This window comes from Enterococcus camelliae (genome assembly GCF_042685105.1).
Classification (GTDB): domain Bacteria; phylum Bacillota; class Bacilli; order Lactobacillales; family Enterococcaceae; genus Enterococcus_G; species Enterococcus_G camelliae.
Genome location: NZ_JBHUMO010000039.1, coordinates 158,179 through 169,788 on the forward strand (window position 1 = coordinate 158,179; position 11,610 = coordinate 169,788).

General features: G+C 38.1%; 13 protein-coding genes. 10 read left to right on the top strand and 3 right to left on the bottom strand.

Annotated features, from left to right (window positions below; all coding sequences use genetic code 11):
- Nucleotides 1-16 precede the first annotated feature (16 nt).
- The 7 genes from ACFSR0_RS06375 to ACFSR0_RS06405 all read left to right on the top strand — a co-directional run bounded on the left by ACFSR0_RS06375 (nucleotide 17) and on the right by ACFSR0_RS06405 (nucleotide 5,831).
- Complete coding sequence (locus tag ACFSR0_RS06375) at nucleotides 17-955, top strand: YihY/virulence factor BrkB family protein (protein WP_379981017.1); 939 nt, start codon at nucleotides 17-19, stop codon at nucleotides 953-955.
- Nucleotides 956-2,083 (top strand): glycosyltransferase family 4 protein, encoded by a 1,128-nt coding sequence (locus ACFSR0_RS06380; RefSeq protein WP_379981019.1) that lies wholly within the window; start codon nucleotides 956-958, stop codon nucleotides 2,081-2,083.
- A gap of 113 nt (nucleotides 2,084-2,196) precedes the next feature.
- Nucleotides 2,197-2,664 carry a CopY/TcrY family copper transport repressor gene (locus tag ACFSR0_RS06385; protein WP_379981021.1) on the top strand — a complete coding sequence of 156 codons (468 nt, stop codon included), beginning with the start codon at nucleotides 2,197-2,199 and terminating at the stop codon, nucleotides 2,662-2,664.
- Nucleotides 2,642-2,854: a copper chaperone CopZ gene (gene copZ, locus ACFSR0_RS06390; protein WP_379981023.1), complete on the top strand. Its 213-nt coding sequence runs from the start codon at nucleotides 2,642-2,644 to the stop codon at nucleotides 2,852-2,854. Before ACFSR0_RS06385 ends, copZ begins: the two co-directional genes overlap by 23 nt.
- A 121-nt stretch (nucleotides 2,855-2,975) precedes the next feature.
- Nucleotides 2,976-3,515 (top strand): type II toxin-antitoxin system Phd/YefM family antitoxin, encoded by a 540-nt coding sequence (locus ACFSR0_RS06395; RefSeq protein WP_379981025.1) that lies wholly within the window; start codon nucleotides 2,976-2,978, stop codon nucleotides 3,513-3,515.
- Nucleotides 3,516-3,571: 56 nt separating this feature from the next.
- The gene (locus tag ACFSR0_RS06400) at nucleotides 3,572-4,738 is read left to right on the top strand and encodes a pyridoxal phosphate-dependent aminotransferase (protein WP_379981027.1); all 1,167 of its coding nucleotides are present in this window, start codon (nucleotides 3,572-3,574) and stop codon (nucleotides 4,736-4,738) included.
- Nucleotides 4,739-4,937: 199 nt separating this feature from the next.
- On the top strand, nucleotides 4,938-5,831 hold the full coding sequence (locus ACFSR0_RS06405) for a phosphate ABC transporter substrate-binding protein (protein WP_379981029.1): 894 nt from the start codon (nucleotides 4,938-4,940) through the stop codon (nucleotides 5,829-5,831).
- A 126-nt stretch (nucleotides 5,832-5,957) separates the two neighbouring features.
- Here ACFSR0_RS06405 and ACFSR0_RS06410 read toward each other — a convergent pair whose 3' ends face one another.
- On the bottom strand, nucleotides 5,958-7,688 hold the full coding sequence (locus ACFSR0_RS06410; protein ID WP_379981031.1) for a sensor histidine kinase: 1,731 nt from the start codon (nucleotides 7,686-7,688) through the stop codon (nucleotides 5,958-5,960).
- Entirely contained in the window at nucleotides 7,685-8,392 is a 708-nt protein-coding gene (locus ACFSR0_RS06415; RefSeq protein ID WP_379981033.1) for a response regulator transcription factor, read from the bottom strand. The genes ACFSR0_RS06410 and ACFSR0_RS06415 overlap by 4 nt, the downstream gene beginning before the upstream one ends.
- 238 nt (nucleotides 8,393-8,630) lie before the next feature.
- Between ACFSR0_RS06415 and ACFSR0_RS06420 the strand changes: the two genes are divergently transcribed.
- From ACFSR0_RS06420 to ACFSR0_RS06430, 3 genes are all read left to right on the top strand, one after another.
- Nucleotides 8,631-8,969, top strand: coding sequence for a putative DNA-binding protein (locus tag ACFSR0_RS06420; protein WP_379981035.1), 339 nt, complete (start codon nucleotides 8,631-8,633; stop codon nucleotides 8,967-8,969).
- A 14-nt stretch (nucleotides 8,970-8,983) separates the two neighbouring features.
- Nucleotides 8,984-10,402, top strand: coding sequence for a signal recognition particle protein (gene ffh, locus ACFSR0_RS06425; RefSeq protein ID WP_379981037.1), 1,419 nt, complete (start codon nucleotides 8,984-8,986; stop codon nucleotides 10,400-10,402).
- A 134-nt stretch (nucleotides 10,403-10,536) separates the two neighbouring features.
- Complete coding sequence (locus tag ACFSR0_RS06430) at nucleotides 10,537-10,725, top strand: CsbD family protein (protein WP_379981039.1); 189 nt, start codon at nucleotides 10,537-10,539, stop codon at nucleotides 10,723-10,725.
- Nucleotides 10,726-10,856: 131 nt separating this feature from the next.
- On the opposite strand, the gene ACFSR0_RS06435 is transcribed toward ACFSR0_RS06430, so the two are convergent.
- Nucleotides 10,857-11,411 carry an NADPH-dependent FMN reductase gene (locus tag ACFSR0_RS06435; protein WP_379981041.1) on the bottom strand — a complete coding sequence of 185 codons (555 nt, stop codon included), beginning with the start codon at nucleotides 11,409-11,411 and terminating at the stop codon, nucleotides 10,857-10,859.
- Nucleotides 11,412-11,610: the final 199 nt, after the last annotated feature.

An 11,610-nucleotide genomic window follows, 5' to 3' on the forward strand; every position in this document is an offset into this window, starting at 1 on the left:
GAAGGATGTAGGGTAGATGGGATGGATAAAGAAAATTCAACAAAACGAAAGAATACACCGTTTTATTGAAATTTCCGGCAATCGTATTTCAGATTCAGATATCGGCAATACTTCCGTAGTGGTTGCTTATTATTTGTTGCTATCCCTTTTTCCACTTTTGATTGCGGTCGGAAATATTTTGCCATTTCTTTCCATTGATCCGAATACCATTCTTCCTTATTTGCAAGAAATGATTCCGAGTCAGGTTTACGAATTTATTGGACCAGCTATCAAAGATTTACTGACACAGGGATCAGGTAAATTGTTATCTGTTTCGGCTCTAGGGGCTCTTTGGTCTGCGAGCCAGAGTATTAATGGCCTGCAGACTGCTATGAATCGAGCTTACGGGGTTGAGCAGCGTTCGAATTTTGTGATTGTCCGAATTGTTTCTTTTTTTGTGATTGTCTTCTTTATGATTTCAATTGTGGGTGTCTTTTTGGTTATGGGGATTGGCAAGGTTATTTTAGATGTATTGCAGCCTATTTTTCAAATTCCAACTGAATGGATTGCTTTATTCCAAACATTGAAGTGGCCAATCACAATTTTGGTGTTGCTGTTCATGTTGACCATGATTTATTGGATTGTTCCAAACGCAAAAGTAAAATTACGATCGGCAATACCTGGTGCAATCTTTACTACGATTGGTTGGATGATGTTATCGCAATTATTTGGAATTTACGCCATGTATTTTGCGCGGAAAATCAGTGGGTACCAAATTATCGGAAGCTTTATCGTATTGATGATTTGGTTGAACTTTGCGGCATCCATCATTATTTTTGGAGGAATATTGAACGCAATTATTGAAGAAATGGTCAGCGGTAAGGAAATACAAAAGCGCAGAGGACCTGTCCAACGAGTCACGCAAAAGTTGACTGAAAAACTGACAAATAATGAGGATGAAAGTGGGAATGAGTAAATGGCATTTACGTTTAAATTCATTATCCAGCTCTTTTTGACCATGATGCTGGCAGCGGTTCTTACTCCTTTGGTTAAACTTTTAGCTTTTCGGATTGGTGCCGTTGATATGCCAAACAAAAGAAGAATTAATACCAAAGCGATGCCTACTGCAGGCGGATTGGCAATCTTTTTGGCCTTTTCACTTGCTACTCTTTGGGAATTTCGCCACGACCTTCTGGGGACGAACGTTCTACCCATTTTGCTGGGCGCATTGATTGTGGTGATTACAGGGTTAATTGATGATATAAAGGAGCTAACACCGCTACAAAAATTAACAGGATTAATATTGGCAGCTTTAGAAATCTATTATGTGGCTAATATTCGAATTAATAGCATGTCCATTCCTTTTTTAGGGATGTTTCACCTTGGTTGGTTAAGTTTGCCGATTACCATTCTCTGGATATTGGCTATAACCAATGCGGTTAATTTGATTGATGGCTTGGATGGTTTAGCAGCTGGAGTTTCTATGATTGCATTAGTGACGATTGGGATTGTCAGCTATTTCTACTTGCCAGACAATGGTGTCGTGATCTCGATTATGATTTTTACATTGGTCGCATCTATCATGGGCTTTTTCCCATTTAATTTTCATCCGGCAGCGATTTTCTTAGGTGATACTGGTGCATTGATGTTAGGCTTTTTAATTTCCGTTTTTTCTTTACAAGGATTGAAAAACGTTACATTCATTTCCGTTTTAACACCAATGTTCATTTTAGGCGTGCCAATTACTGACACAATTTATGCGATGATTCGGCGTCTTTTTAATCGTCAACCGATCTCTTCGCCTGACAAAATGCATTTGCACCATCGGCTAATGTCACTAGGTTTTAGTCATAGAGGAGCGGTGATGACAATTTACGCTTTAGCCGTCATTTTTTCATTTATAGCTCTTTTGATGAATTACGCAAGTACAACTGCGATTATTTTATTAGTCATTATGACGACCTTTGGGCTGGAGTTATTCATTGAATTAATTGGCTTAGTAGGAGAGAACCGTCAACCCTTATTACACTTTCTGAAATTTTTTGGTAATCGCCAATTTAGACAAGATGTTTTGCAAAAATTTCTCGAAAAAAGAAAAAAATAAAGATTAGCGGATGGCTTGTAGGCATCCGTTTTTTCGTTTTGACAAATATCAGGGATGGGTGTAAACTTCTTTTAGAAAGATTACTTTTGTAAACGGAAAAGAGGTGTATCCTGATGAACCAGGAACCCATAAAAATTAGTGATTCCGAGTGGGAAGTGATGCGTGTTATTTGGAATGAAAAATGTTCTGATGCTAAGGGAATATATGATGTTTTAGGAGTAGCAAAAAATTGGAAGATGGCGACGATTAAAACGTTACTTGGACGACTCGTAAAAAAAGGGGCTCTTTCAACTGAACAAGAAGGAAAGAAATTTTTGTATCGCCCATTGGTGAATGAAATGCAAGTTATTCAGGATGCAACGACCGAATTACTTGCACACATCTGTGCCAAAAAAATGGGGCAAACCATTTCTGAAATGCTCTCACAGGTGGAATTAACGGAAAAAGATATTCAGGAAATCAATGAACAACTTGCGAAAAAAAAGCCAGTCAAAATAATCAAATGCGATTGCTTACCAGGTCAATGTGATTGTCATAAAAATGAACGGGGGAACGAGAATGAAACAAACATTTGCAATTGAAGGAATGAGTTGTGCCCATTGCGTGGCACATGTTGAAAAGGCAGTGAATGAACTACCAGGGATCAAAAAAGTGGCCATTCATTTAAAGAAGAATAATGGGGTCATTAAGTATGATGAAACGAAAGTCACAAGTGATCAAATTATTGAAAAAATTAATCAAGAAACAAACTATCATGCTTCTTTAGCATAATCTCCAAAAATAAATCCTTACTTGTAGGTAGGGATTTTTTTTATCGTAAATGATTTCATTCACCATTTGGCAAATCATCGTATGGTATAATGAACCATGAAGCGAAGGAGAGGGATTGGAAATGGAATTGAAACGACTCGAAGTGCCAACAACATCGATTACCGAAGTAAAAAAGTCACCGATGGATGTGTTTCAGCAAGCACGTGAGGCTGGTACAGGGGTATATGTATTTAATCGTGAAAAAATTGCCGGTATTATGTTAACCCAACAACAGTATGAAGAGCTATTGGATCAGTTGCAACAATTCCGTGAGCATTCTTTCCAATCAACGCAAGAAACGGAAGAGATGGTCTCGTTGGAGGGATTAAGTCAGCAATTGATTCAACAAATCCGCCAAACGATTGTCGTTGGAACGAGTATCGCAGCAAAACAATTGGATGAAAAAATGGTTAGTTTAGGCTTTATCACCAAAAAGACGGGGTTTGGAGGCGTGACAGAGCTAATCAAAGAATTGCAAACAACTGGAAAAATGGTGTATCAATTTCGTAAAAAAAACCAAGAAAAAAATCTTTACGTAGACTTAATAGGGGAATTAGATGTACAGAATCAGCTTGGTGATCGAATGGTTGTCAAAAAAATTCTTGCTCGTCAACTGAGTTAAAAAAGTACTTTCTATTACCGAGAAGTGTGCTAGTATAGAAAAAAGGAGTGAGAATATTGAGACAATTAGCAAATCGGTTTAATCCTCAGTTAAATAAAATTGCCATCTCTTTGATTAGACAATTTGATGAACAAGTATCAACTATACCAGATATGTTGAAACTTACATTGGGTGAACCAGACTTTCATACACCTGACCATGTGAAAGAAGCAGGTATTCGCGCAATTCAAGAGAACTATACGCATTATTCAGGTATGGCTGGCTTAGCAGATGTACGTGAAGCTGCAGCGGCATTTTTCCATCAAAAATATGGTGTAACGTATGACTGGCATTCAGAAATTATGGTAACCATTGGTGCAACAGAGGCGATTTCTGCCACGCTCTTAAGCATACTGTGTCCTGGCGATGAGGTTATCTTGCCGGCCCCTATCTATCCTGGTTACGAACCCATCATTACTTTAGCTGGAGCAACCCCGATTTATATTGACACGAGGGAAACGGGTTTTGTCCTTTCGCCTGAAGCTCTGGATAAGGAATTGCAGACTCGAGGAGAAAAAGTAAAAGCGGTTATTTTAAATTTTCCCAGCAATCCAACTGGTGTTACCTATAACGAAGAAGCCCTTGCTGCTTTGGCAGAAGTCCTAAAAAAATATGATGTATTCGTTGTGAGTGATGAAATTTATAGTGAATTGAGCTATGATGCACCACACGAAACACTGGCGCGTCACTTGAGAGATCAAACCATTGTCATCAATGGCTTATCAAAATCGCATGCTATGACTGGCTGGCGGATTGGTTTTATTTTTGCACCTGAGGAATTGGCTAAAGAAATTATAAAAACACACCAATATTTAGTAACAGCCGCAACAACCATTTCACAAAAAGCTGCGTTACAAGCCTTGGTTGAAGGCATTGATGATGCAGACATTATGAGAGCAGAATATTTGGAACGCCGTAATTTTGTCTATGACCAGATGACTGCGCTTGGTTTTGAGGTAGCAAAACCATCAGGGGCTTTTTATATTTTCGCTAAAATTCCTAGTAATTATACGCAACAATCCATGGATTTTTGTGTTGATCTAGCGCAAAAAGCGAAATTAGCGATTATTCCTGGTGTTGCTTTTGGACCAGAGGGTGAAGGCTATGTGCGTGTTAGTTATGCAGCAAGTCTTGATCAACTAAAAGAAGCCATGCAGCGTTTGAAACAGTATATGAATAAATAATTTGGAATCTTGATTGGAGCTAGGAAGCAACTAGCTGACAATCAAGATTTTTTTAAAATAAAGGTCTGATTTTGCTTGGAAAATGGTAAAAAAATTTACAAATATTTAACATAAGAAGGTCGATTCTTTACGTAAAATCCATTTGCTCTTTACATCCTCTTGTTAGACTATGGTTGTTAGAAAGAGAGGAGAGTAACAAATGAAAAAACTAGGTTCCGTCCTTTTATTAGCAGGTATTTTATTAGCAGGGTGTGGTAGCAATTCAAGTAGCAGTGGATCAAGCGAAAGCAGTTCAGCTGCTTCAAATGAACCGGTCAAAATTGTAGCGGTAGGTTCAACTGCTTTACAACCGTTAGTAGAGTCAGCAAAGGAAAGTTTCACTGCAAAAAATACAAATTATGATATTACAGTTCAGGGCGGTGGATCAGGAACTGGTCTTAGCCAAGTCGCTAGTGGCGCTGTAACGATTGGAAACTCAGATGTGTTTGCCGAAGAAAAAGAAGGGGTAGATGCGAGTGCTATCGTCGATCACAAAGTAGCTGTTGTCGGAATGGCACCAGTTGTTAATAAAGACGCAGGCGTTAAGAATGTTACAAAAGAACAATTGATTGATATTTTCACTGGAAAAATTACAAATTGGAGCAAAGTGGGCGGAAAAGATGAAGCCATTACGGTCATCAACCGAGCAGCAGGAAGCGGGACTCGTGCCACTTTTGAAAAATGGGCATTAGATGGCGCTGAACCCGTTCAAAGCCAAGAACAAGATTCATCTGGTACGGTAAAGAAAATTGTTTCTGAAACACCAGGAGCAATCAGCTATTTAGCGCTATCCTATATTGATAGCTCACTACAAGAATTGTCAATTGATGATGTGAAACCAACTGCTGAAAATATTGAAACAAATGACTGGAAAGTTTGGTCTTATGAACATATGTATACAAAAGGCGAACCCGATGCCGGCGTGAAGAAGTTCTTAGACTATATGACAAGCGATGAAATTCAAAAGGGTGCTGTAAAAGAATTGGGTTACTTGCCAATTACGTCAATGAAAGTTGAACGAACCGCTGATGGAAAAGTAACTGATGTGAAATAAATAGCAAAACAGGTCGCACAATCAAAAGACAAGTGGGAGCCGACTCTACCAAAAAAATTTGGTGGTCGGTTCCCACTTGTCTTTTTCCTTGAAAAATGAATGGTGCATGAGACAACTATTATAAAGCTAGGTTAATGGAAAATTTAGAATAAAGGTTGTACCGATACCTGGATAGCTTTGTACGTCAATTGTACCATTTAAGGCTTCAACATACTCTTTCACAATGGCTAGTCCTAGACCAGAGCCTCCAGAATTACGCGCACGCGCCTTGTCCGCTCGGTAGAATCGTTCAAAGATTCGTTTTTGATCATCTTTATCGATACCAACACCTTCATCTTTTACCTGAATAGTTAATTTTTTATTGACTTGACTAAATAAAATTTGAATCGTGGTATCTTCAGTAGAATAATAAATGGCATTCTCAATTAAATTTTTCAAAATTGCCTGCAGAAGCTCTTGTTTGGTAAAAAAGAGATATTCTTGGTTGCCATGAATAGCAAAGTGAATATTCTTTTCTACCGATAATGTATGATAGTCTTCGATTATATGTTGAATAAATGGAAAAAGTGGAATATTTTTTAACTCATAATCATAGCGATCCGTGCTCTTCGATAATTGAATGACTTGCTGAATCAATTCTTCTAAACGATAAGCATCTTTTTGCATAATCGTCAAAAAAGATACCAAGGTTTCGGGATCATTTTTCGCACCGTCTAGCAGAGTTTCGGTGAAGCCAATCAAGGAAGTAACTGGGGTTTTTAATTCATGCGTGACATTTCCAACGAAATCACGTTGCATTTTCTCAAGTTGGCGGATTTTAGTTAAATCATACGCCGTGACTAAAATTTGATGATCCTCTTTAAAGTAGCGAAGGGTGACATCCAATATTTTTTGCGTGGCTGCTATTTTTATTTCTTGATTAACAAATGGCGCACGTTCGCTAACATGATAAATCAGTTGAATCAAATGTGTATCAGTAATGACCGAAGAGAAAGGAACGTGCCATTGTTCAATGGGGGCGATACCTAAATTTTTTTGCATCGAAGCGTTCATGGACTTTACCTTTCCTTCATGATCCAAAATAAAAATACCGATTTTTAATTCATTAAACAAAGTAGTGAGTTGCTTTTCGCTAGACTCATACGCAAGGTAGGTTTGATTCAGCTGATCATTTAATTTGGAAACAACCGTCAACAATTCTTCTTCTTGTTCATTTGGTTTTTCCTTTTCGACGACTTCATTGATCATTGGATCTTGAATCATCTTTTTTAAGATGGGGAGAACAGTTTCTACGGGGCGATTGCGTTTGGTTAAAATACGCAAAACTAAGAAATAGACCATACAATAAAAAAGCAAATAAATCATAAAAATGGATTGTTTTATCCCTTTTGAACTTTCTAGAAAATCATCCGCAGGCTCAGCCAAACGTAAATAACCAACGATCTCATTTTTTTCTTGGATGGGAAGTGCTACATACAAGAACGTTTTTTTGATGGTAGTGCTCCAACGAGTTGCTTTTCCAAATGCATTTCCACTCATCACAGCCTTGATTTCCGGTCGATTGGAGCGGGTGCCACGTAATGATCCATCTGAACTATCTTTGAGAATATGGCCGTTTTTATCAAGCAAGGTTAATCGTTCATCGGAGTCTTCACTATAGGTACTCGTGAGTTCTTGCAGCTTCATTATTTGACTATCACTCATGTGTAATAGCAGTTTTCCTTTTTTTTGCAAGTAACTGACTTGTTGATTGGTCACTTGTTGGTTGTAAAAACGGCTAATTAATTGCCAGCTACCGAAAAAAAGGAAAAGAAAAACAACGCTTAATGCGCCGTAATTTTTAAAAAAACGTTTCATTGATGAGGCTCCTTAAATGTATAGCCAAAACCACGAACAGTCTGCAAATATTGAGGATGCTTTGGATCGTCTTCAATTTTTTCACGCAGATGGCTAATATGAACATCCACTATACGACTTTGACCATCAAAATCGAAATGCCAAATACGATCCAATAGGGTATCACGATCGATGACGCGATCTTTACGTTTCATGAAATAGACCAAAAGCTCAAACTCTTTTGGTGTAAGAAAAATCTGTTGGCCTTTGACTTTGACTTGGTAATTGGATAAATCAGCTTCAATGGTGCCGATTTTGACCAATTCATTTTTTTCTTCATCAACTAATTGGGGTTCTTTATGGACAACGCGGCGTGAAATTGCTTTGATACGGGCGATAACTTCACGTGGACTGAATGGTTTACTTAAATAATCGTCAGCACCAATTTCCAGTCCAAGAATGCGATCAATCGGATCATCTTTCGCTGTTAGAATTAGAATGGGTGTTTCCACTTTTTCTTGGCGTAAACGTTTTGTAATCTCAATGCCATCTATGTGAGGCAACATGACATCAAGCAAAATAAAATCGAAGGGCTGTGTCAGCGCAACTTCTAACGCTTCCAGACCATCAGTGGCACTTGTTACTTGATACCCTTCTTTTTCCAAATTAAATGTTAGTAAGGTAACGATTGATGGTTCATCATCCACTACAAGAATTTTTTTCATAATGTACTCCTTAGCTCCTTTTTTTCATACGTTCATTCTAACACGAATTGAGATGAGGAACTATTGGCAACTTTCATAAACAAGTGAAAAGCTAGCTTGGACTATCCATAGTGAACTTTTCTTCTGAACTATCTGAAAAAGTCGGTCGTTCCCATCAACTAAGAGGTGGTTTGCAATACACTTAAATGGTATAATAAAAGGCGACATTTATTGAAAAGTAACTGGAGGAAGATTGTCTGTGGAAATTGAAAAAACCAATCGGATGAATGCGCTCTTTGAATTCTATTCCACCCTTCTTACACAAAAGCAGATGAACTACATGGAACTATATTACGCAGATGATTATTCCTTAGGTGAAATTGCAGAAGAATTTGATGTTAGTCGTCAGGCAGTGTATGACAATATCAAACGGACTGGAAAGATAATAGAAGATTATGAGCGAAAGTTGCATATGTATTCCGATTATGTTGTACGAAGCCAATTAATGGAGCAAATGGAAGAATACCTTACGGAAAAATACCCAGAAGAGACGTTCTTAAAAGAATTATTGCAGAAATTAGCAGAAATTGACGAATAAAGGATGGAACAAAGATGGCATTTGAAAGCTTGACAGAACGCTTGCAACAAGCGATGAGTAAATTACGAAAAAAAGGCAAAGTCACGGAAGCTGATGTAAAAGAAATGATGCGGGAGATCCGGCTCGCACTTCTAGAAGCAGACGTAAATTTACAAGTAGTAAAAGAATTTACGAAAAATGTGCGACAAAGAGCAATTGGTGCAGAAGTACTTGATAGCCTGTCACCAGCACAACAAATTGTAAAAATTGTTAATGAGGAATTGACTGCAACATTAGGTTCAGAAACGGTAGGCATAGAAAAAGCTCCGAAAATACCAACGATTATCATGATGGTCGGGTTACAAGGGGCTGGTAAAACCACATTTGCCGGAAAATTAGCAAACCAACTGAAAAAAACGGAGAATGCTCGCCCTTTAATGATCGCTGGCGACGTTTATCGACCAGCAGCGATTGATCAGTTAAAAGTACTAGGTCAACAATTGGATGTACCTGTTTTCGATATGGGGACCGAAGTAAGTCCAGTTGAAATTGTGCGACAAGGTTTGGCGCTTGCCGTTGAGAAAAAAAATGATTATGTCTTGATTGATACAGCCGGACGTTTGCATGTAGATGAAGCGTTAATGGAAGAGTTGAAGCAAATAAAAGCATTGGCACAGCCGAACGAAATCTTACTCGTTGTTGATGCAATGACAGGGCAAGATGCTGTAACGGTTGCCGATAGCTTTAACCAACAGTTAGGAATCACTGGTGTTGTTATCACCAAATTAGATGGGGATACTAGAGGGGGTGCCGCACTTTCCATTCGCGCAGTTACTGGAGCACCAATTAAATTCACGGGTACGGGGGAAAAACTGACAGATTTAGAAATTTTCCATCCTGACCGCATGGCTAGTCGTATTCTCGGCATGGGAGATATGCTAACACTTATTGAGAAAGCCCAACAAGATTACGATGAGAAAAAGGCTGAAGAACTTGCCCAAAAAATGAAGGAAAATAGTTTTGATTTTAATGACTTCATTGAACAATTGGATCAAGTCATGAGCATGGGGCCATTGGAAGATTTGATGAAAATGATCCCAGGAATGAGCCAAGTACCAGGAATGGAAAATTTCAAAGTAGATCCGAAAGACATCGCTCGTAAAAAGGCCATTGTCTTTTCGATGACTCCCGAAGAACGGGAAAATCCAGATTTGTTAAACCCTAGCCGTCGACGCCGGATTGCAGCTGGCTCAGGCAATAATGTTGTTGAAGTCAATCGAATGATCAAGCAATTCAAAGAAGCCCGAACTATGATGCAAAAAATGTCAAACGGTAATTTTAATGTCCCAGGTATGGATCAAATGTTTGGGACAGGCATCAAAGGAAAATTGGGTAAGATGGCAATGAATCGAATGGTGAAAAAAAACAAAAAAAAGAAAAAGAAACGGAAATAGCATAAGTCGCAAGGCAGTGAAACAGTTTTTTCCTTTTCATTTTCGTTCCATTCTCTGCTTGTTCATTCATATTAGTTGTACCGCTTTCTTATTGATGTTACTATGAATGTAGAAACAGAAAGGAGAAATGCACAATGGTGAACAAAGATCAAGTAGAGGGTAAATTAACTGAAGCGAAAGGTAAAGTAACTGGTGATGACTCCGAAGAATTAAAAGGAAAAATCAAAAAAGGATTTGGCGATTCCAAAGAAAAAGTGGAGGAATTCGCTGACGATGTAGCAAAAAAGGTGAATGAATTCGTCGATCATAAAGATAAAAAATAACCAATAAATCCTTTCTAAAGTAGATGCAAAGCATCTACTTTTTTTATAGAAAATCCAGCTAGCATAAACCGACAAGCGCTAGCTGGATAAAATAAATAGGTAAATCATGAATAGAAAAAACAATCAGCAAATTAGTCAGCTAATTTGTTGAAAAACTCAATATACTTCCTTGAGATTAAATCAAAGAATTCTGCTGTTTGGGCTTTTATTTTACCTTCTTCGTCAAAAATTGTTAAGGCATTGCCAATGTATGCTTCAGGTTGTTGCAATGTAGGCATATTTAGGAAAACCAATGATTGACGTAGATGATGGTTGGCACCAAAGCCACTAATCGCACCAGGGGAAACAGAGACAACCAAAGCAGGTTTGCCATCCCAAACACTGTGACCATAAGGACGCGAACCAACATCTAAGGCATTCTTCAATGCTGCCGGAACAGAACGATTGTATTCTGGCGTAAAGAAGTAGACCCCATCAACATTCGCCATTTCTTGACGGAAACGACCCCAGGCCTCTGGAACAGCGCCTTCAACATCCAAATCTTCATTGTACAAAGGTAAATCACCAATTTCAATAAAGGTTGGTTCAAATCCTGTAGGCAAAACACTTGCAAAGTAGGTTGCCACTTTTTTGTTTAGCGAATCTTTTCTCAAACTGCCGACAATAATACCAATTTTCTTTGTCATGTATGTTCCTCCTCTTTTTTTCTTTACAAGACCATTGTAGGCATAACAAAAAAATAAATCAAAAATTTTGAACGTAATGGATAGTTGAAAAGAAAAGGTAAGTTGTAAAATGAAATGCATAAAGAAATAAACAAAAAAATCATGTAGATACGTTATACTTAAAAGCGTCAAAACCATAAGTATGAAAGAGGTATCTACA

Coding starts and splice junctions, on each gene's coding strand:
- ACFSR0_RS06375 (WP_379981017.1), top strand. CDS start 17: ATGGGATGGATAAAGAAAATTCAACAAAACGAAAGAATACACCGTTTT.
- ACFSR0_RS06380 (WP_379981019.1), top strand. CDS start 956: ATGGCATTTACGTTTAAATTCATTATCCAGCTCTTTTTGACCATGATG.
- ACFSR0_RS06385 (WP_379981021.1), top strand. CDS start 2,197: ATGAACCAGGAACCCATAAAAATTAGTGATTCCGAGTGGGAAGTGATG.
- copZ (WP_379981023.1), top strand. CDS start 2,642: ATGAAACAAACATTTGCAATTGAAGGAATGAGTTGTGCCCATTGCGTG.
- ACFSR0_RS06395 (WP_379981025.1), top strand. CDS start 2,976: ATGGAATTGAAACGACTCGAAGTGCCAACAACATCGATTACCGAAGTA.
- ACFSR0_RS06405 (WP_379981029.1), top strand. CDS start 4,938: ATGAAAAAACTAGGTTCCGTCCTTTTATTAGCAGGTATTTTATTAGCA.
- ACFSR0_RS06410 (WP_379981031.1), bottom strand. CDS start 7,688: ATGAAACGTTTTTTTAAAAATTACGGCGCATTAAGCGTTGTTTTTCTT.
- ACFSR0_RS06415 (WP_379981033.1), bottom strand. CDS start 8,392: ATGAAAAAAATTCTTGTAGTGGATGATGAACCATCAATCGTTACCTTA.
- ffh (WP_379981037.1), top strand. CDS start 8,984: ATGGCATTTGAAAGCTTGACAGAACGCTTGCAACAAGCGATGAGTAAA.
- ACFSR0_RS06430 (WP_379981039.1), top strand. CDS start 10,537: ATGGTGAACAAAGATCAAGTAGAGGGTAAATTAACTGAAGCGAAAGGT.
- ACFSR0_RS06435 (WP_379981041.1), bottom strand. CDS start 11,411: ATGACAAAGAAAATTGGTATTATTGTCGGCAGTTTGAGAAAAGATTCG.